Below are 20837 nucleotides of genomic sequence, written 5' to 3'. Positions count from 1 at the left end.
CAGAGAGTCTCTCAATTACCGATAAAAGAAACCTCGCTGACGCACCTTACTAAGCCAATTAGTCGTAGGGTGCGTCAGAAGAGAGTCTCTGAATTATCGATAAAAGAACCCTATCTGACGCACCCTACTGAAGCCAAAACCCAATGATTCTAATGGGAATTTAACCTTGACAAACGGGCGGGCTTCAGGTTGAGAATCTCAACCGACTTGTTCGATATACTGAGCGAGATCGTCGCGCAGGCGGCTGAGTTCGGCTTCGGTGGTGACGCGCACGCGATCGTCCCTAACCGTAATCAGCACTTTTGCAGCAAAAGGAGTTGGCCAGATATTCGGGTTGCAGAAAACTTCCAAAAATACATCCCCTGCATACCGATATTCCATCGGTTTTTGGGGAGAAGCTTTAGCGCCAGCGGTTTTGGCTGCTACAGCTTTCAAGCTTTCCATCAAAGCTGCAATTTCGCTTTGCAAATCCCGCGCGGCTTGCGGGGAAAAGCTAAACGAGACAGAACCTTCGACTAAATTCAGTGTCAGCGGAGAAAGAGACATGGGCAATGAAATTTAACATACAATTGTTAATGATAAAAGATATAGTAACCCAAAAGAAGTACATTCCCGCTCAATTGGACTGCGAGAATGCTATTAATTAAAATTAATCTCAAGAAGCTAGGCTATATTAATGAATATAAATCTAGTCGCAAGCTAGATTCTGCAATACTTTTAACCTGTTATGACTTGATAAGCTTTAAGCTAGAAGTCAGAAAATTTGACGGCAGATCGAGGAGATTTTATGGTAGCCGATAACCGTTCCGAAATCCGCAAGGTCTTAATCATTACCTTATTGCTAAATTTGCTGGTGATGGCAATTAAAGCAGCGGTGGGATGGCTGACTGGTTCGCTCAGTTTGCTGGCAGATGCTTTGCACAGCGTCACGGACAGCGCTAATAATATTTTAGGATTGGTAACTAATCATTATGCCAACCCGCAGCCCGATCGCGATCATCCCTACGGACACCAGAAATTTGACGCTCTCGGAGCTCTGGGAATAGCTGTTTTTCTGGGAATTGCCTGTTTTGAAATTCTCAGCGGCGCTGTTGAAAGGTTGCTCAAAGGTGGCACAGTTGTCAAAATATCCCCAAATGAACTGTGGATATTGCTGATTGTACTGGGGATTAATATTTTTGTCACTTTTTACGAGCGCAGGGTTGGGAAACGTCTCGGTAGCGCGATTTTAGTGGCTGACGCCCAGCACACGATGAGCGATGTTTGGGTGACAATTATGGTAATTGCTGGGTTGATCGGTGTTTGGCAAGGGCAGGTTTGGAATATACCTCAATTGCAATCCTTAGACGTGTTTTTGTCTTTTCCTGTGGCTGTTTTGGTATTTAGCAGCGGTTGGAAAGTTTTAAGGGAAAATCTGCCTTGGTTGGTGGATGAAATGGCGATCGCACCTGAAGTTATTCTGGCGATCGCAATGGATGTGCCCGGCGTTGTTAATTGTCACTCGATCGCCTCCCGCGGCCTGATCGGGCGTCAAGTGTTTATTGAAATGCACGCGATCGTCGATGCTGTTGATGTAGAAACGGCTCACCGGATTACAGAAGAAGTAGAAGCCCGGTTGGAAGAACGTTTCAGCCCTGTACGCATCTTAATTCACGTTGAGCCCCCGGCTTACCAATCCGACCAAATTACCTACGATTCTGAAGAAAAGGAAGAAGGAAAGAGGAAGCAGGAAGGAGGAAAAATGTAGGCTGTATCCCCAGCAAACAGCAGGTTGAGCGATGAAGGAGGAAGGCGGTTTTTGCGATCGCAATTCCTCTAATTTTTTAAATGCTCTCAAGGGAATTAAAGCGATCGCACTTGATTTAGTGGCAGTTTTCCACAGGAAAAGGGGGGTTTTCCACAGAAATCGGCAAGTTTTCCACAATAGCTTTGATAATTATCGAGCAAAAGACTATTGGTACAAGTTCCGAGTTTTTTGGATTTCTACGGCCATTTTCTGTCGCAAGTCCCAAGGTAGCAGAATCTCGACTTCTGAACCTAAAGCGCGCAACCACCTCAGCGGGTAGTAGTCTGTCACTCGGTAAGTGACTTGGTAGTAAGCATCGTCGGTTGGGCGAGACTGGAGGATTTGTAAAAGTGCCGATCGGTGTTCTGGGTTGGGGGTATATTGTGTGATTAATGTGGCGGCGCGATCGTACTCTATGGCGGTACAGGTATGGTGAATGCTGATTCCTTGAAGGTAGGATTGAGCGAAAGTGCGATCGAACCGCAATACCATCAGCGCAGTTTCTTTATAAAAATCGCAGCCCCAAGCTTCCTTTAACATATCGTTAACTGTTTTGGGAGTTGGCAGGTTATTTTCCTGATATTTTTCTTTGAGTAATTGCGGAACCCGAGCATCTTGCCAATCCAAGGATTCTAGACGTTTTGAAATTATGCGATCGAGCCGATATTTGTACCAATTAATTTCACCTCTGGGGGTGCTGCCGTAGGCACACAAATATTTAGCTCGATCCATAAAGTAAATACAAACAGGATAAACAACGCACTCTTTAATCTGATTTTGATGAGCGCTGCGATAAGTTAATAGCAAAGGAGCGATATTTTGAGAATCCCACAGTTCCTGCAATTCGCTCTGAAATTGATCTACAGCATCTTGCATGGGACTAGATTCGGGTACGAGATAATCAACGTACAAAAAAACGCGGTGATTATCTTCATCAACTACCTCTTCTGAAAAATGTTCTGCTAATACGGGTAAACTAGGGTCTAGAAAACTAACCATCCCCAAAGTAGCAGCGAGATAAGCCTGTGCTTTTGGAGTCAAATTGCTGTCTGTATTGGGGTTTTCTGTTTGACTAAAAATGGGCGGTATTTGTTCAACTCGGCGGTAGTTTTTACTTCTACCCGTCACGCTGGTTAACCGTTGCAGCAAATTGCGACTTACCAAGAAATCGAAGTCATTTTGCAGCGATTTGCGTACCTGAGCGAATAACTTTTCTGCCAAGAGCTTGTCTAAATCAGCATCGGTAATAGGTAGGTGTTTTTGCAAACAATGCCGCCATTCTGTTACAGATACATTGTATTTTATGAACCACTGTTGTGTTGTTTTGTTGCAAGCACAATTCGGGTCTGAATAGTTAAGAATATCTTCCTGCTTTTCATCCTTGTAATTTTTGCCGAAGAAAGCTTCGCGCCAATCAGCATAGGTAAAGGGATTGTCAAGGGCAATATATCCCTCGTCGCTGTACAGCCAACTTACCAAAACCCACAACCTGATGGCGCGGGTGAGATTTTGCATTTGGTCGAGAGTTCCGTTGGCAAAATCCTCTAGGAGTCTGGGTTTCGGGGGATTGCTAAAGGTTGGGTTCATGGTGGGTTTAGAGATTTTTGTTGTGTTTTTTAGCGTAAGGGCGATCGGAAGGGGGTGTTTCCGATAGTATGCGATAATTGGCGTACAAGTTGAGCAAGACGGAGAAACAGGCTTTATGAGTACATCGGAGTTCGACAAGTACAAAGTTGACCACTTGTTTCTGTTGATTGGTGAGAACCCTTTGCCGAATTATGTAGCAGCGAGACTTTTGTTAAATCCAGGAGGTACGCCTTACCTTGTGTATACGACTGGTACAGAGAAGCCAGCCAAGCGTCTGCAAACAATATTGAGTAGCGAACCAATTGGTTTAAAGACAGCTCAACTTGTGCCACTCAACGATGGCGAAGCCGATGCCTATCAGATTCAAAAGGCAATACGCTCTAAGCTAGAAACTATCAAGGATGGAAAGATTGGGTTAAATTATACGGGCGGTACGAAGGCGATGGCTGTACACGCTTACAGAGCCGTTTTTAGCAAAGAGCGTCCCCAGACTGTGTTTAGCTATCTTGACCCCCGTAGATTGGAGATGTGTATCGATCGAGAAAATGGCGATCGTATCCGCATCAAAGTGAAACCAGAAGTGATTCCCGTCGAACTTGCCAAAGTTTTCCAAATACACGGATGGACGTGGCAAGAGAAATCAGATCCTATTGACAAGCCGGAATTACCTGAAGCTGCAAAAGCCTTTGCTGAATTTCATAAGAATGGTGATTTAGTGCAACTATGGCGTGATTGGTGTAATGAAGTTTTGCGGAAAGCAGCAAGAGATGAAAAAGATAAAAATAAATGGAAAAAGGAAACTAAGCTAACAGAGATTTCTACTTTGAGCCTTGAGAAACTGAAATCTAAGGAAAACATCATGAGTACCTTGAGTCATTTAGGAGTTGTGGGTGAAGATTTATCACTTCATGCTATCAAGGAGAAAGGAATCAAAAGCTTAGAATCTGCCTGTAAATGGTTAGACGGCGAATGGTTAGAGCATTATGTTTTACAACAAGTCCAAGAAATTCCTGAAGAGTTATTTATTTACGATAGCGCTACTTCATTTTGGATTCGGAATCCAATCGATCCGAAAAATACTAAATTTCAGTTTGATGTTGCCTTCATGCGAGGATATCAGCTCTTTGCGATCTCTTGTACAACTATCGCTCGTAAATCTGATTGTAAATCCAAGCTATTTGAAGCTTACATCAGAGCGCGACAACTCGGTGGGGATGAAGCGCGAGTGGCTCTAGTATGTTGTGCTAGCGAGAAAGATGTTAACGCCCTTGAAACAGAAATTGTAAATGTTTTTAATCCGGCTCCCGAAAGTGGGCAAAGAAACCACAAAATAGCCGTATTTGGACGTGATGACCTAATGGATTTAGCGAGCAGGATTGCAGAATGGATTAAGCAAAATGATAAGGATGCAAGATGAAAAATTTTACTCTCACTGTACTAGATACAACAGGAATTCAACCATACATTTTCGGTAGCAACCGCCTGCGCGAAAATATTGGTGCATCTTACCTAGTTTCTCAGGCAACAGATGACTGGGCTAGAGAAGCTTTAGATACCTTCGCGCGCAAAGATATAAATCGAAAAGTTTACGCATTCGCTCCTAAACAACATCAACCAGATGCAAAACCGCGCATCGAAGATGATGGACTAGCTGCTGAATTAGTTTATGCAGGTGGTGGCAATACAATCTTGCTGTTTTCAGATAAGAAATATGCCGTGCAATTCACTCAAATTTTGAGCAAGCGAATCCTAGAAGATGCACCAGGAATTAATCTTCTAGCTGTTCATCAAGAATTTGATTGGGATAGTCAATCTTTATATGATGTCGTTCAGAATTTGATGAAAAATGGCTTGGATGCAAAAAAACGCAGCAGAATACCTTCTGCACCATTGCTAGGTTTGGGTGTGACTGCAACTTGTCGATCGACTCAGTTAGTTGCCGTAAAGATGAGCGATCCATTTGAGGATGACGAACCCTATCTTATTTCGACAGAAATTAAAGCCAAACACAAAGTTGTTAGTGCAGCTAACGACAACCTGCAAGAAATGTTTGCCTCTGCTTTAGGTTCCTATGAATTCCCTCTAAGAACAGATAAAATGGGACGTTCTGAAGCAGATTCCAGCTATTATGCTGTAATTCATGCTGACGGTAATGGCATGGGTAAACGCTTTCAAAAGTTTGGCGAAAATCTGTCTAACCGAGACTACATTATCGCTATGCGTAAACTGTCCCACAGCGTCGCTCTGGCTGGTATCCATGCACTGAAAACAGTAATAGAGATACTGGTTAAATCGATCGAAGTACAGCCAGATGGCAAGAAAAAAGTCAAGGGTAAGTTTGAAATCAAAGATAATAATTTACCTTTTCGTCCTCTAGTCTATGGCGGTGATGATGTTACGTTCGTTTGTGATGGAAGATTGGGATTAGAACTGGCTGCAATTTTCCTGCAAGAATTTGAAAAACAGCCGCTCGTAGGTAATGAAGATGGGAAAAACCCTCTGACAGCTTGTGCTGGAATTTGTGTTGTCAAGACTCACTATCCCTTTGCGCGCGCTTACGAACTCAGCGAAGACTTGTGTCGAAAAGCGAAAAAGTTTGTTAAAGATGAAAAAAAAGGAGAGTTTTCGGCTTTAGATTGGCATTTAGCCGCTAGTGGCTTAAGCGGGTCGATCGCAGAAATTCGCGATCGCGAGTATCGGGTAAAAATTCCTGATTTCAAGGAAGTTGCCTCATTAGAAATGCGTCCTATAAGTTTGAAAAAAGAAAGAGATAGCGATTGGCGTACTTGGGAGGGCTTCACCAAAGTAGTCAAACACTTAAATGAAGATGAAGATTGGAAAGGTCGTCGAAATAAGGTGATTGCTTTACGAGATGTACTGCGTCAAGGAATTAAAGCAACTCAGAATTTTCTCAAAAACTACAGAATAAAGGATGAGCAACTGCCAACTTTCCCAGAATCTAGTGGTCGTAGTGATAATTTAGCTAAAGATGGTTGGCTCGATGGAGTCTGTGGTTACTTTGATGCCATTGAAGCAATGGACTTTTATATCTCACTGAGGGAAGAATCAGATGCCGATTTATCAACTGAAAATAAAACTGCTGAGTGATACAACTTTTGGGCGGGGAGATGGAGTCGCAGGTTTAATTGACCAAGAAGTCGAACACGATCCTTTTGGCTTTCCCTACTTGCGGGGACGTACTCTTAAAGGATTGCTGAGCGAAGAAGGCGATAACTTAATTGCAATGTTGACTAATCATCGCCCATCTTGGGAAAGGGTTGCTTGCGATTTATTCGGTAGATTGGGCAGTACCATCGGAACAATGGGTGCAGTTCATGTAGGCGATGCTTGTTTGCCGGAGGATTTACGTCAAGCTGTTGCTTTCCAGATTCAAGATAAAACTTTAACAAAAACAGAGGTACTTGATTCGCTAACAAGTATCCGTCGTCAAACTTCTATAGACCCACAATCCGGTACACCAGATGAGGGGAGTTTGCGTTCATTTCGCGTAGTTTTGCGCGACCTTTGTTTCACGGCCGACTTAATTTTTGAGAAGATGCCAAGTGATGAAATGCTATCGCTTTTAGCAGTGGGTTCGCTAGCACTTCGGCGCTTAGGGAGTGGCAGAAATCGAGGTCGCGGTCACGTTCAATGTACCTTACATGATGCAGACGGTAATGACATCACGCATCACTACGCCTACTATTTTGGAAAACAAATTAAGGAGAAAGTTGCATGAAAGCAATTACTTTAACATTACAAACTCAGCAACCAATTCTCGCTACTTCATTTCAAGGCGATCCCAACAGCGATGTATCGTACTCTTACATTCCGGGCAGTATGATTCGCGGTGCAATTATTGGGCGTTACATGAGGCAGCATCACTTGTCAGAACTTGATTTAACCAATGAAGAAGTGAAGAGATTGTTCTTCGATGCCAACAGTACGCGCTACTTAAATGCTTACCTTTTGAGTTACGAAAAGCAATCGCAACGCACTCTTCCTCTGCCTTTATCTTGGTTCAAGGATAAGGATGCAGAACTGAAGGAGGATTCACCTATAACTGTTTATGATTTCAGTATTGATAGAGGAGACGATCCAGAAACTCCTAAATCTGTGGGTGAATACTTCTGGACTAAGGAACGGGGAGTTGTCAAATTATACAAGGAAAAGCGGCGGATTAATATTCATAATTTTCGCGATCGCAAAAAAGGACGCTCTACAGACAATCAAGGTGAACTCTTCCGCTACGAGGCCCTAGATGCGGGACAAACCTTTCAATCAGTCATCCTCTGCGAAGATGGAGACGTAATTACAATTCAGATGTTATTAGTCACCGAACCAAACATCTGGTTAGGCGGTTGTCAAAGTGCCGGCTACGGACATACCAAGATTATCATCGACGACTTAAAAATTCTTAATCATTGGGATGAAATTGGAATTCCAGCAGAAGATCGTGAAAATGATGAAAATTTAAGCATTACACTTTTGAGCGGCACACTTTTAAGGAATGAATGGGGTCAACCTGTAGCAGATCCAATGTTAATTAAACAAGCTGTCGAGGAAGTATTAAACATCTCATTGCCTAAACCTAGCAATATTTTTGCTGATAGCACTTTAATTGGTGGATTTAACCGTAAATGGGGATTGCCTTTACCTCAAGTGCCAGCACTAGCAGCAGGAACTGCGATCGTTTTTGAAGGTGTTGAGATTGATGAATCACAAATTCAACAACTTGAAGCTCAGGGAATTGGAGAGAGAAGAGAAGATGGTTTTGGACGAATTGCTGTAAATTTGTTAAAAGAAAAAGAGTTTTTAGCCAGATTAGCTAAGCCATCTAGTAGCTCTACTTCCTTGAAAAAAGAAGGTTCGCGTCTTTTAGCTGAACAGATGGCACAAAGATTATTAGAGCAAAAACTAGAGGAAGCACTGCAAAAGAAAGTAGGATATTTAACTTTGCAAAAGAAAGTAGAATGTTTAACTTTGCAAGAAGGTATCAGTAACAGCCAACTGTCACGACTACAGTCTGTTGCACGACAAGGACTTCCCAATGGCGATTGTAGTTTAGTTGTCTCGCTGCTCAACAATTTACCGTCGAAGGCCAAGAATCAATTTGAACGCACAAAAATTGGCGATAAATCATTCAGACAACAGCTAGATGAGTGGCTTGAGAATCCGACTGACTGGATTCAGGGTATAGATCCAGTGAAAATTGCTGGTATTGAGCGCAAGTTTGATGACGATCGCGCCAGAGAAGATAAGTTAGCTGAAAAATATACGCTGCGGCTGATTATGGCGGTAGCGAAGAAGGCAACTAAGGAGAAAAAATGATGACTCAAGAACGTCTAAAGCGCTGTCACCGCCCGATCGCCCAACGCATCATTGTACGGGGTACGTTAATCTTAGATACGCCGACTTGCTTGGGAAGCGGTGACGCAGATAGTCCAACGGATATCGCATTGCTGAGAGATAGCGTGAGCGATCGCGCTTTACTCACGGGTTCATCCATTGCAGGTGCTTTGCGAAACTACTTGCGGGAGTACCAACACGGATACGGTGTAGAGGAACAAAAGGGCGATCGGGCTACTAACTTATTTGGTGGTACTCGTCGCGATCCTGAAGGCGAACAAAGTCCATTAATTATCAATGATGCTATCAGCAGCACTATCCCGACTGTGGAATTAAGAGATGGTGTCGCAATTGAATCCACAACAGGTACCGCAAAGAAAGGTCAAAAATACGATTTAGAACTGTTAGCAGCAGGAACCGAGTTTCAGCTTAGCTTTGAGTTGTTGATAGAAAAAAATCTTAGTCAGACTCAAAAGCAAGCATTAATTAATTTGTTAGCATTGGCTTTACGAGGTTTAGAGCAGGGCGACATCAGTATTGGCATGAAGAAACGGCGCGGGTTTGGTCGCTGTTATGTCAAAGAGTGGCAGGTTTGGAACTTTTACCTGGAAGATCCTGATGAGCGAATGGTATGGTTAAAATTTGAGCATTGGTCTAGGGATTTATTGCCCGATCGCGAAACTTATTCATCAATTGCTACTGCTCTGGGAGTATCATTAGAGAATGAGAAGGATGAGCGCGATCGCTTCCTCATCCACGCCACATTTCAATTAGTAGGTTCCCTCCTAATTCGTTCCGGTCAAGATTCAACCGAACGCGCACCTGATGTTGTGCATTTAAAATCTCACCGTCAGGGTGAACTGAAATCCGTATTATCTGGTACAAGTTTAGCAGGAGTATTGCGACATCGAGCCGAACGAATTGTCAATACATTGCAAGGTAATTTAGCTGTGGTCAATGAGTTATTTGGTTTTGTTGACGGTAAGCAATCTCAAGCTAGTCGTTTAGTTGTTCGCGAGACAGAGATCGAAGCGGCTAAAGATTTAGTACAAAATCGAATTGCGATCGACCGTTTTACAGGAGGTGCTTATCACGGCGCATTATTCGACGAACAACCTATATTTGGTGGTGATGAAACCCGTGTCTGTATCGAGCTAGAGTTACGGAATCCAAAAGATTATGAAATTGGATTGCTGTTGCTCTTGCTGAAAGATTTGTGGACGAGCGATTTACCTGTGGGGGGTGAAAGCAGCATTGGACGAGGACGTTTGAAAGGAATCAACGCAGACTTAATCCGACTTCATCCCCAAAATCCGAAACAATGGCAAATTAGACAAATTAATGGAAATTTGCAAATTGAGGATATATCGGATTCAAGCAAGTCAGAAACTTTAGTTAAATATGACTTAGAACAATTTGTCAAGGCTTTGTTAAAAGAATTAGGTAAGGAGGTGTAAATATGAGTGAAGATAGAGAGCCGCCAATAATAAGTTTTAAAGATGATGATGACTTACGCAGTTGGTTAAAATCTCAAGCACCATCTGTATCCGCACAAACACCTTACCTATTGGCTCATGGTGAAGATGGGATAATTTGGGGAAGGTTTGATAATCAAAAGTTAACAACTGCTGAAAAGATATTTCACAAGCCTGATTTTAAAGTTGATTTACCTAAATTGCGGTTACTCACACTGCAACAATGTCGCATATTTGGTCGAAATGGCGAAATTCTACTTTGGCGGCTTAGCGAGACAAAGTTTAAATGGCGTTTCATCGGGAATCCAAATGAAGATAAAATTCCAGAAAGTCAGATTCTTTGGGGAACAAATGGCATCAAGCGAGATAATTTTACCCTACTTTGGGATGGATCTCAGGGACTTAAACACGCTGTACCATTTGGTGATATCGAGTTGAATGGCGATCGCTTAGTTAAACCAGTACGTTTGCTCGTACATCACTACATCAGATATGAAGAAGGAACGGGTTTAGCTCGTATCTATCTCAGCCGTCTTGTCGATCTAACTACTAAACAGGAGATTAAGTCATGAATCTAAAACATTTAGAGAATGTACCAGATAATCGCCGTGCTGTTGCACCTTATAACTTTGTCGAACTCCCTGAAAAAATAGTTCCAGCAGAGCCAATACCAACACATAACTGCTACCATGACAACCGTCACACTGGCAAAATCAAGTGTACGTTGACTACTTCATCACCGTTGTACATTCGCTGTGGTATGTCCTCAACTGACTTTGCTAAGTTTGACGGTAAATTAGATGAAGATTTAACTGATGAGGAAAAAAATCAAAAGCGTAAAACTTTTGCTCCTTTTTTCGAGAATCCTGCCAATCAATATCCCACCATACCAGGTAGCAGTCTGCGCGGTATGTTACGAACGCTAGTAGAAATTATCAGCTATAGCAAAATTGACAAAGTTGCTGATAAGCAGTTAATTTATCGAGCTTTTGCTGACACTACATCTTTAGGTGAATTTTACCGCGATCGGTTACTTCAACAAGAGGGAGAACGTCAGTATTCGTTTCTCATGCAAGCTGGTTATTTGATTAAAACTCAACAAGGTTCTGGCTGGGCAATTCAACCAGCAAAGAATCTTGTTGAAGGAGCATCTTTTGCCAAAATAGATATATCGCAAATTAAGAATTTAGTGAAATCTCGTTGGTACGACATCAAACACGCTAGTAAAGTAAATATTCATGTTGAGTTAATGACTTGGCATCCTCATAAAGGAGGATTTATTGAACTGTACTATGCTAAAGCCATTCCACCATCTGGATCTAACTCTCGATGTCAAGGAGTCTTGGTAGAAACAGGCGGAATGCCAGGAAAGAAAAAAATGGAGTGTGTAATTGGTTTACCCGATGATCAAGCCACACTAATCTCAATTCCAGATAATCCAGACTCAATGATTCAGGATTATCAAGAGCAGCTAACAAAAGAGCAAAAAAAGTTACTAGGTAAAGATGGTGTTTTAAAACATATGCACCCTGTTTTCTATCTAATAGAGGAAGGCAAGCTTGTATTCTTCGGACACACAATGATGTTTCGCTTGCCGTACAAGGAATCAATTAAAAAGTTTATTCCCGAACCTAACTATAAGTTTCTTCCAGATTATCCATACAATGCTCCAACTCTCGATATAACAGAGGCTATCTTTGGGTTTGTTAGGGATACCAAACAAAAAGAAAACCAAACGCAAGCTGGACGAGTATTTATCAGTGATGCTAAGTGTCAAAGTTCTAGTGCTGGGGACATCTGGCTTAAAGGTGATATTACCAACTCAATAACACCTAAGATATTAGCTAGTCCAAACCCTACTACATTTCAGCACTATTTGGTGCAGAATAGTGCTGTTGAAAGTGAACTAAAGCACTATGAAAATCAGCCTAATAACGAAACAGTCATTCGAGGTCACAAGCTTTATTGGCATAAGGGAAGTGTTGAGCAAAGTCAGATTGAAGAAAGTAGCAGCAATAAAATTGAAGAAAAACGCTCTCAGTACACAGATATAAAACCAATCAAAAAAGATGTATCTTTTGAATTTACTATCGGCTTTGAGAATTTAAGCGAAGTTGAGTTAGGTGCTTTTTTGTGGGTGTTAGATATAGCTGCCGACAAAAATTATCGCTTATCCCTAGGCATGGGCAAACCTCTGGGAATGGGAGCAATCCAGATTATATCCGAACTTTCATTAAGTATCCGTCACCATCGTTATATTCATTTGTTCCAAGAGTGTGGCTGGGAAACAGGTGATAATTTTAAAGTTGATACTAATGAAATCAAAAAAAATTGTTTACAGAAGTTTGAGGATTATGTTCTAAAACATACTGAGGCACAATCTAAGTATTTAAAGGATGTGCCACGCATCAAAAGCCTTTTGACAATGCTGTGTTGGACTGGTGTTGTAGAAAATTCAAGCAGATATATGGAAATTGAGCGTAAGCAACAACCTTGTATTGGCAATTTAGGAAAAAATGGTAAGGCTAACGAATATAAAACTCGCCCAGTTTTACCAACTCCCTCTCAAGTGATGAAAGATGCTCAAAAAAAGAAATATCCAGGTTCTCCACAATCTTCAGCAGGTGGTAATTCTGCGGCTTGGCAACGACCAAAATGAATAAAAATATGGTACATAAAGATTACTGCCCTCAAAGAAGATGGGAGTATTAAAAGTGTAAAATGTGTGCATTGATTCGCTTTCCCCATAATAGCGATCGCACCCTCCCACTCCCCCATCCATCTCATAAAGTGCGATCGCACCCCCATCCGCTCCCCGTCATCCCCCGATTTGTGGCATTCTATATCTGAAAACCTAAAATCTAACAAAACAGCACATGAAGGAGGGCAGCAAGTACCAGCCGCTCCTAGATTATCTGCGCGAAAATCGCCATCTCGACGAAGTAACCCTCAACTTCGCCGAAATTGAGGCATTGCTAAACGGCCCACTCCCCGCTTCAGCACGCAGTCAGCAAGCTTGGTGGAGCAACCGCAAAAAGGGCGCTCTGCAAGCTACCGCTTGGATGGAGGCAGGATATCGGGTGGAAACTGTCGATATTGACGCGCAACGGGTAACATTTCGCAAGTTAATCCAGAAAATTCAGGTTCGGCACGCGGGCGATCGGGTGCAGTGGAATGGCGAACTGATCGAGGCATTACGTCTCCATATGGGGTTGACACAAGCAGAATTTGCAGAACGGTTGGGCGTTGACCAGAGGACTGTCAGTAAGTGGGAGAACGGACAGTCACCTGCTCGTTCCACGCTAAAACATCTGAATTTAGTCGCCGAAGTAGCTGGTTTCAGCTTCAGGGAAGAATCTAAAAACACAGATTAAGTTATTGACATTTTACAACTTTAAGTTGTATAGTGTTAGAGTAAGGCTTAGTTGGGCGATTGTCAAGCGCGATCGCGCCAAAAAAACAAAGCGCCCAAAAACAAAAGCCAGCGCCACAAAGAAGGCACTGGCTGGTTCAAAATAAAAACATTACCTCTATGATACACCATTCCTTGACACCTCGCCCGATTACCGAGCGAGAAAAACGAATCATTCTGCTTTACGCTGATTGCGAACTGGCGATGACTCCGCAGCAGTTCTACGCCAAATGGGATGTCCCGCAAGAAGCTCTAGCTCTCATTTGCTGTCGATCGGTTTCTACTGTGCGTCGCTGGTTTGCCAGAGGAGGCAAGCACCGCCATCCTCAACCCCACGACTTGCGTCACCTCGCCTTGATGAATTTTCTGTTAGAGCATTTTGAAGCCATTCCCCCAGAACTTTGGCAGCAACTTTGCTTACCCAATTCGTAATATTGCGTTTTCTTGTCAGCCACCTACTTTGTCAGGTGGCTTTAATTTAGCCCCGCTATAATTAAGCTGAAACAATCCATTACAAAAATACGTGTTTCAACAGTGCGAATTGCTGCTAGATGCTGACGTAGTGAAGTCAGAATTGAAACTAAGAAGCGAAAAGCGATCGCCCTTCCCACTCCCCCATTTCATCAAGGGCGATCGCAGTCAGGTTAGATGAATCCCATACTGTTCATCATCTACCCTAAAATTAATTTTGTTTAGCCTTGACTAAACGCACTGTTTAGCTTAAACTAAACAAATGTCCTGTAAAACTTACAACACCATCCATCCCAACGATCCACCAGGAATACGACCCCAAATTCTGACAGACTTGCTGGAGTTAGCGAAACTCAGCAAGCATAGCTGTTTGAAAAAAGCGATCGAAATGATTGCAGATTTACAAGCTAACGGCATGAATTCCAGATACAAAAAGCATTTAGGTGGACCTATTTACGAACTAAAATCTAGAGCAGAAGAAGGTGGTGCACGAGTTTATTTTTTCCAAATTTATCAAACAGAATTTGCCCTATGTCGCGCTGAGTGCAAAACAGAAGATGCGGCTAGTGCTGCATTACTAAATTGGACAGCCGAAGTCATCCAAGCAGCACGGAATGGACTACAAGTGCTAGTATAATTTAATCGAGGCAAAAAAATATGAAGAAAATTGACGGCAAAGTCAGCGGTTTATTGGCGGCAATCCTAGGCGAACCTGAAGCAATGGTAGAGATCGATCCTCCTGAAACTCTCAATCCGACTACGGCAGAGGAATTACAACAAAAATTGGAATATTTTCTCATTTTAGATAGTTTGGGAGAACTCCTTCAGAAAATTCGCAGCGATCGCGGATTAACTGTTAGAGAAATGGCGCGCGAAGTGCAAAAAAGTCCTGGCAGAATATCTCAAATTGAGGGAACACGCGATCGCATAGAATTGAAAACTCTGGCGCAATATGCAAATGAGTTAGGCTATGATGTCCAAATTGCTCTCGTTCCGCGAAACGATCGCGAACCAGCTCTTTTTGCTCCCATTCCACTGTCGTAAACAATAACAATGCTTAACTCCTAAGTTGAATTAGAGGCGATCGCTTTTTTCCCTACAATATCTCGCGCAGCTTACGGTTCGCGTAGCGTCTCCTAAAGAAGCGATCGCCCTTTCCCCATTCTAAAATCAGCTCAATAAAATACGCAACCTAAATCTGGTAAGCGATTATGCCATTCAGCGCTTATAAAACCGTCAGTTCAGTCCTCAAAGAATTTCAGATTACCTACACCGAATCTAATTTCATAGTAGAAACAGAGTTTCATGTCTCTGACTACTTTCGAGAAGATTTAGAATTTACAATGCGAGAGGGAGTAGTTGACAATTCTGAATTTGCAATTTGCGAAAATTTGATTTATCCAGTGCTCAAAGAAGTTTGGAAGCGCTATTACAGCGGGTTTGTTTTGTGGAGCCATCAATCTCTCACTTACGATCAATATCTTTCTGGATTTCCTGAATATATTTTAGCTAAACGTTCTTCATTAGGAAAAGTCGTCTTTGAACAACCTTACTTTTTGTTAGTTGAAGCGAAACAAGATAACTTTGAAAATGGATGGGCGCAGTGTTTGGCTGAAATGATTGCCGCACAGCGACTGAATGAAAACTCAGAGCAAGATGTTTTTGGGATTGTATCAAATGGGGGAGTCTGGCAGTTAGGCAAACTCAAATCTAATGTTTTTACTCGCAATCAAATGTTTTATACAATTCAAGAATTAAATCGACTATTTGCCGCAATCAATTACGTGTTTCAACAGTGCGAATTGCTGCTGGATGCTGAAACTGGCGATCGCAATTAAACACGCTCGCCCTTTACCCATGCTAAAATTAGCTCAATAAAATACGCAACCTAAATTTAGGAGTTTGTTATGCCATTCAGCGCTTACAAAACTGTCGATGCCGTTGTCAAAGAATTTCAGATTACCTACACCCAATCTAACTTTATTATTGAAACTGAATTCAATATCCCCGATTACTTTCGAGAAGACTTGGAAATCGTCATGCAAGATGGTGCAGCCGACTGTTCGGAATATGCCATTTGTGAAAATCTGATTTATCCTGTTTTAAAAGAAGTTTGGAAGCAATATAGGCAAAAATTTATATTGTGGAGTCACAAATCCTTAACTTATGACGAAAAGCTTTCAGGATTTCCAGAGTATATACTTGCTCAAAAGTCTCCGTTGGGAAATGTTGTGTTTGACAAACCTTACTTTTTGTTGGTTGAAGCAAAATTGGATAATTTTGAGGCGGGATGGGCGCAGTGTATGGTGGAGATGATTGCAGCGCAAAAGCTGAATGAAAAACCCGAACAAGAGGTACTTGGAATTGCTTCTAATGGAAAATTATGGGAATTTGGTAAAATTAAAGGGAATGTTTTTACTCGCAATCAAACGTTTTATACGATTCAAGAATTAGACAAACTCTTTGCTGCGATCAATTACGTGTTTCAACAGTGCGAATTGCTGCTGGATGCTGAAATTGCCGATCGCAATTAAACATTGCGATCGCACCCCATCCACGTTCGATCGATAAATCTAACTTTTGTTCGCATTAACTTTAGATTAACCGATCGGTTAAGGGGCGATCGCACGCAACAGAAAAAATGCGATCGCCCCCAAACTATCACTCGGCAAAATAGCGAATCAAAATCCGAATTACTTCACCGCGCACAGGTGAGGGTATCGGCGGGCTCCACTCCCAAATTTCTGCAACACCTTTGACGTGCAACTGGTGAATCATGCTGTCTACGCCTTTGGGAAGGCCGCAGGCAAGCAAGCGGACGGGTTGCTTGTTAACAGGGACATCGGGAATCTTTTCTCGCAGCAGTTCCGGGACTGACTTGGAAGTTGATATCATAGAGTCTCCTCCTGAATTTGGGAGTCCAAACCCCTGCCGTATCTAGATTGGAGTCAGAAGCGGTGGGGGTTTGGTTTTTGTTGTCTGAGGCTACTATAACAGTCTTGCATCAAGTTGCATCAAAACCCATCAATCTTAATCATTATTGTTCGGGCTGATGTAATGCGATACACTGAAAAGATGACTAAACCCGACAGAACAACAGTAGACATAAAAGGATTGCGCGAAAGAATTACGGCTGTTTCGGCTTTGCCAGAGTTAGCCGATCGCGCCCTGTCGTCGGTGTTGCGAATCCTAGTTACCAAAGGGCTGGAATCTTATGAAGAAAAGTTAGCCCAAAGTACCCAGCAGCAAATTTCACCGCAAACAGAGGAATCAAGCAATGATTAATTCCTTCTTTCTTTATTAGTTAGATTTAGATTTGTTAACCGCAGATATCAGCCGATGAACACAGATGAACGCCGATGGGATTTTATCTGTGTTTATCTGCGTACCCTTCCGGAAGGCTCGATCGCCTACATCTGCGGTTAACAAAACGGCGTTGCTTAATACAGGTATGAATTGAAGAGTTCTCAATTGCCATCAGCCAAGTATGGTGAGTTTTGTAACTTCTGAGAAAAGTTGGTTCATACCGTTAATCAGCAACGCCAAAAAACATTTTGCCTATTACTCCCACTCGATCGTTCCCGGCGGCTTAGAAGTAATATCGTAAACCACCCGATTCACCCCCTTAACCTCATTCACAATCCGGTTCGATATCAGTTCCAACAAATCGTAAGGAACCCGCGCCCAATCAGCCGTCATCCCGTCTTCACTCTTAATAAATCGCAGAACGATCGGGTAAGCATAAGTGCGCTTGTCCCCCATCACGCCTACACTGCGAATCGGTAGCAAAACTGCAAAAGCTTGCCAAAGTTCGCCGTACAATCCGTGGCGGTTAATTTCTTGACGAACAATGAAGTCAGCATCTCGCAAAATATTTAGTCTCTCTGCGGTAACTTCTCCTATAATCCGAATCGCCAATCCCGGGCCGGGGAAAGGTTGTCGGTTCACGATTTCTTCGGGAAGCCCGATCGACCGGCCCACTTTTCGCACTTCATCCTTAAACAGTTTTCGCAGCGGTTCGATCAGCTTAAATCGCAAATCTTTCGGCAAACCGCCGACGTTGTGGTGGCTTTTAATTTTAACAGCAACTCGCTCGCCGCTTTTCGGGTCTGCATTAGTGTCAGCCGACTCAATCACATCAGGATAAAGAGTACCTTGTGCCAGGTAGTCGAAGGGGCCGAGACGCTTCGATTCTTCTTCAAATACGTTGATAAATTCGTGACCGATCCGCTTGCGTTTTACTTCCGGATCGGTAATCCCTTCAAGTTGAGCTAAAAAGCGTTCGCGAGCATTAACATACTCAACATCAATGTGGAATTGCTCTTTAAATAATTTCACCAACCGTTCCGGTTCATACTTCCGCATAAACCCTTGGTCGATAAACATACAGGTCAGTTTGTCGCCGATCGCCTTGTGCAGCAAGAAAGCCAAAGTAGAAGAATCTACGCCGCCGGAGAGAGCCAGCAAAACTCGTTTATCCCCCACTTGCGCGCGAATTTCGCGAATCGATTCCTCCACAAAAGTAGCAGTCGTCCAAGTCGGTTCGCACTCGCAAATGTGGTAAACAAAATTGCGAATTAAAGCTATTCCCCCGATCGAGTGAACTACTTCTGGATGGAACTGAACGCCGTACAAATTTTTTTCGTGGTGAGCAACAGCAGCAGACGGAGTATTGTCCGTGTGAGCGAGGATCTCAAAACCCGACGGCAACTCGGAACAGGAGTCTCCGTGGCTCATCCACATCGTGCTGCCTTCTTCGACATTTGTCAGCAAATCCGTAGGATCGTCAATAAATAGCGATGCCTTGCCGTATTCGGCTAACTTAGCCCGCTCAACCGTTCCTCCGAGCTGCTTTACCATCAACTGCATCCCATAACACACTCCCAACACCGGTATTCCCAAATTCCAAATTTCTGGGTCGCATTGGGGAGCTCTTTCATCGTATACAGAACTCGGGCCTCCTGACAGAATAATTCCTTTAGGATTGATAGCTTTTAACTGTTCTGCCGTAGTGCGGTAAGAAATAACTTCTGAATATACTTGAGTTTCGCGAATGCGGCGAGCAATCAGTTCGGAATATTGCGAACCGAAGTCGAGAATCACGATCGTCTGGCGATCTATTTTCCCCAGAGAAGAGTTTGTTAGGACTGATTCAGTTTCTATTTGAGTAGTCACGGTTATTGCGTAATTGCTAATTGCTGATTGGGCATAACGTAGCGGAGGTATTTGTCGCGGCTTCAGTACAAGACTGAGGAAGGCGAGCAAGCATTAGTCGCTAGGAATAAATCTTATTTATACTAGATTGCTGTCAGCGATCTTAGTCGATTAATAGAGTCGAGGGCAAGCATAGATTTACTTCGATCCTTACCCTAATTAATTGAACTATTGCGTCAAAAATTGCGTCCCGAAGCAACCTAGTATAATTAAGGTCTAGGGACAGAGAATTATTACTTGTTAAATATTATCCCTGACCGATGTTTTAAACATAATTCAGGGATATTCACACTACATTAACAAATTTGGGTCAAAAATGTATCTCCTATGTCACTTTTAACAATAATTTTGCGATCGCGCCCGAACATCACCGATCCCACCGGGATTCTCAGGTTGGTGTGAGTAAAAATGCAATCCGATGAGCGCAAGTCTATTTGTCGGGCGATGTCGCCGTAAATTCGATCGACCCAATTGCTGCCAGTTTGAGCGTCCAAAGCCCGCAGTTGCCCGAGAGCGTCTTCGGCTGTCGCTGCGGCAAAAATTGCGGAACACGCATCAGCGGGCATTCCAGCTTTAGCACAGTAAGCTGTGAGAATTTCCCTGCGCCCGTCAGCGAGGTGGTGGTGAGTGTGAAAAATCCCCGCCGCCAATTTCATCAGTTTCCCGTGATAGCCAAACAGCAAAATCGATCGCACGCCCTGACATCCTGCTTCTACAAGCAGCGGGCCCAGCCAGTTAGCGGTTTTGACGAGCCGATCGGGATTAATCCCCAGTTGTCGCGCCAAATCCAAGCCGTTTTCGCCGATGCAGAACACTAAAGTGTCAAACAGTTCGGCTTTTTGTTGCAGTTGTTCGCGGTAAACTTCCAACTGTCCCGGGGCGCTCAGCGGTTGAGAAATGCCAGTTGTTCCCAGCAGCGAAAGTCCTTCTACCACGCCGAAAGCTTCGTTAGAAGTGCGAGTGGCTAGTTGACGCCCTGACGGCAGAATTAGGGTGACAGTAATTTTTTCAGACGGTGCGAGTTCTCGGCTCAGATTCGATCGCAGCAGCCGCATTGCGTAATCATAGATTGCCGCTCCTCCACCTGCTTTGTGATGTCCAATTCCCTCGCCCCCAACAATGACAATCTGCTCTCCTACTCCCCGATTCTCTCCCTCTCTCCCGCTTTCCCCCTCTCCCACTCCCCCCAATTCCACCATTGCCCAAACGGGGGTATTGCGAGTCAGATCGAGATTGTCCCCCGGATCGGAGCGAGTGATGGCTAAAGCCGTACCAGTTTTGAGTACAGATGCCTGCTCGATCGGAATTTCTGCCGTTATTTGCGGTTCCAGTAAATTTACTGATACGCTCTCTAGAGACTGAATACCCTCACGCAAGCACCGCAAAGCTGCAAGTGCTGCCGCACAGGCAAATACTGGCAGTGTATACCCGGATAAAGGTTGAGTTTTTGTCACAATCTAATGCAGAAATCCGTAAATTTGCCGGCGATCGATATCACGCAGTAGCAGTGATACCCCTCAAACATTTAAGTTTCATTCTAAGG

Annotated in this window: 21 protein-coding genes; 16 read left to right on the top strand and 5 right to left on the bottom strand. The window is 43.3% G+C overall.

Features of this window, described 5'->3' with window-relative positions; genetic code table 11:
- Positions 1–198 precede the first annotated feature (198 nt).
- A complete protein-coding gene (locus QUA56_RS27820) occupies positions 199–546 on the bottom strand; it encodes a hypothetical protein (RefSeq protein ID WP_015174783.1) in 348 nt (115 codons plus the stop codon).
- A gap of 241 nt (positions 547–787) precedes the next feature.
- Here QUA56_RS27820 and QUA56_RS27815 point away from each other — a divergent pair, with 241 nt between their 5' ends.
- A complete protein-coding gene (locus QUA56_RS27815) occupies positions 788–1747 on the top strand; it encodes a cation diffusion facilitator family transporter (protein ID WP_333364567.1) in 960 nt (319 codons plus the stop codon).
- Positions 1748–1951: 204 nt separating this feature from the next.
- On the opposite strand, the gene QUA56_RS27810 is transcribed toward QUA56_RS27815, so the two are convergent.
- Positions 1952–3373: a TIGR03985 family CRISPR-associated protein gene (locus QUA56_RS27810; RefSeq protein ID WP_333364564.1), complete on the bottom strand. Its 1422-nt coding sequence runs from the start codon at positions 3371–3373 to the stop codon at positions 1952–1954.
- Positions 3374–3488: 115 nt separating this feature from the next.
- Here QUA56_RS27810 and QUA56_RS27805 point away from each other — a divergent pair, with 115 nt between their 5' ends.
- From QUA56_RS27805 to QUA56_RS27740, 14 genes are all read left to right on the top strand, one after another.
- Positions 3489–4790: a Card1-like endonuclease domain-containing protein gene (locus QUA56_RS27805; RefSeq protein ID WP_445242954.1), complete on the top strand. Its 1302-nt coding sequence runs from the start codon at positions 3489–3491 to the stop codon at positions 4788–4790.
- Positions 4787–6481: a Cas10/Cmr2 second palm domain-containing protein gene (locus tag QUA56_RS27800; protein WP_333364558.1), complete on the top strand. Its 1695-nt coding sequence runs from the start codon at positions 4787–4789 to the stop codon at positions 6479–6481. The genes QUA56_RS27805 and QUA56_RS27800 overlap by 4 nt, the downstream gene beginning before the upstream one ends.
- The gene (locus QUA56_RS27795) at positions 6444–7112 is read left to right on the top strand and encodes an RAMP superfamily CRISPR-associated protein (RefSeq protein WP_333364556.1); all 669 of its coding nucleotides are present in this window, start codon (positions 6444–6446) and stop codon (positions 7110–7112) included. Before QUA56_RS27800 ends, QUA56_RS27795 begins: the two co-directional genes overlap by 38 nt.
- Positions 7109–8704 carry a CRISPR-associated protein Csx10 gene (locus QUA56_RS27790; RefSeq protein ID WP_333364553.1) on the top strand — a complete coding sequence of 532 codons (1596 nt, stop codon included), beginning with the start codon at positions 7109–7111 and terminating at the stop codon, positions 8702–8704. The genes QUA56_RS27795 and QUA56_RS27790 overlap by 4 nt, the downstream gene beginning before the upstream one ends.
- Positions 8701–10179, top strand: coding sequence for an RAMP superfamily CRISPR-associated protein (locus QUA56_RS27785; protein WP_333364550.1), 1479 nt, complete (start codon positions 8701–8703; stop codon positions 10177–10179). Before QUA56_RS27790 ends, QUA56_RS27785 begins: the two co-directional genes overlap by 4 nt.
- A gap of 2 nt (positions 10180–10181) precedes the next feature.
- Positions 10182–10769: a type III-D CRISPR-associated protein Csx19 gene (csx19, locus tag QUA56_RS27780; RefSeq protein WP_333364548.1), complete on the top strand. Its 588-nt coding sequence runs from the start codon at positions 10182–10184 to the stop codon at positions 10767–10769.
- Positions 10766–12856, top strand: a complete 2091-nt coding sequence (locus QUA56_RS27775) for a TIGR03986 family type III CRISPR-associated RAMP protein (protein WP_333364543.1) — start codon at positions 10766–10768, stop codon at positions 12854–12856. The genes csx19 and QUA56_RS27775 overlap by 4 nt, the downstream gene beginning before the upstream one ends.
- A 217-nt stretch (positions 12857–13073) precedes the next feature.
- Complete coding sequence (locus QUA56_RS27770) at positions 13074–13571, top strand: helix-turn-helix transcriptional regulator (protein ID WP_333364540.1); 498 nt, start codon at positions 13074–13076, stop codon at positions 13569–13571.
- A 158-nt stretch (positions 13572–13729) separates the two neighbouring features.
- Entirely contained in the window at positions 13730–14041 is a 312-nt protein-coding gene (locus QUA56_RS27765; protein ID WP_333364537.1) for a helix-turn-helix domain-containing protein, read from the top strand.
- Between the two features lie 91 nt (positions 14042–14132).
- On the top strand, positions 14133–14261 hold the full coding sequence (locus QUA56_RS27760) for a hypothetical protein (RefSeq protein WP_333364534.1): 129 nt from the start codon (positions 14133–14135) through the stop codon (positions 14259–14261).
- Between the two features lie 81 nt (positions 14262–14342).
- Positions 14343–14717: a hypothetical protein gene (locus QUA56_RS27755; RefSeq protein ID WP_333364531.1), complete on the top strand. Its 375-nt coding sequence runs from the start codon at positions 14343–14345 to the stop codon at positions 14715–14717.
- A gap of 20 nt (positions 14718–14737) precedes the next feature.
- Positions 14738–15124 carry a helix-turn-helix transcriptional regulator gene (locus QUA56_RS27750; RefSeq protein ID WP_333364529.1) on the top strand — a complete coding sequence of 129 codons (387 nt, stop codon included), beginning with the start codon at positions 14738–14740 and terminating at the stop codon, positions 15122–15124.
- Between the two features lie 167 nt (positions 15125–15291).
- Positions 15292–15918 carry a hypothetical protein gene (locus QUA56_RS27745; protein WP_333364526.1) on the top strand — a complete coding sequence of 209 codons (627 nt, stop codon included), beginning with the start codon at positions 15292–15294 and terminating at the stop codon, positions 15916–15918.
- Between the two features lie 69 nt (positions 15919–15987).
- Entirely contained in the window at positions 15988–16614 is a 627-nt protein-coding gene (locus QUA56_RS27740; RefSeq protein ID WP_333364524.1) for a hypothetical protein, read from the top strand.
- A 127-nt stretch (positions 16615–16741) separates the two neighbouring features.
- Here QUA56_RS27740 and QUA56_RS27735 read toward each other — a convergent pair whose 3' ends face one another.
- Positions 16742–16975 (bottom strand): hypothetical protein, encoded by a 234-nt coding sequence (locus QUA56_RS27735; RefSeq protein WP_333364521.1) that lies wholly within the window; start codon positions 16973–16975, stop codon positions 16742–16744.
- A gap of 180 nt (positions 16976–17155) precedes the next feature.
- On the opposite strand from QUA56_RS27735, the gene QUA56_RS27730 reads away from it, so the two are divergent.
- Positions 17156–17365 (top strand): hypothetical protein, encoded by a 210-nt coding sequence (locus tag QUA56_RS27730; RefSeq protein ID WP_333364518.1) that lies wholly within the window; start codon positions 17156–17158, stop codon positions 17363–17365.
- Between the two features lie 276 nt (positions 17366–17641).
- Here QUA56_RS27730 and guaA read toward each other — a convergent pair whose 3' ends face one another.
- On the bottom strand, positions 17642–19243 hold the full coding sequence (gene guaA / locus QUA56_RS27725; protein WP_445242955.1) for a glutamine-hydrolyzing GMP synthase: 1602 nt from the start codon (positions 19241–19243) through the stop codon (positions 17642–17644).
- 347 nt (positions 19244–19590) lie between these two features.
- Complete coding sequence (gene cbiD, locus QUA56_RS27720) at positions 19591–20748, bottom strand: cobalt-precorrin-5B (C(1))-methyltransferase CbiD (protein ID WP_333364512.1); 1158 nt, start codon at positions 20746–20748, stop codon at positions 19591–19593.
- Between the last annotated feature and the right edge of the window lie 89 nt (positions 20749–20837).

This window comes from Microcoleus sp. N3A4, from assembly GCF_036701805.1.
GTDB lineage: Bacteria > Cyanobacteriota > Cyanobacteriia > Cyanobacteriales > Microcoleaceae > Microcoleus.
The sequence above is the reverse complement of the archived record's forward strand: the minus strand, read 5'-3'. Positions and strand labels throughout refer to the sequence as shown.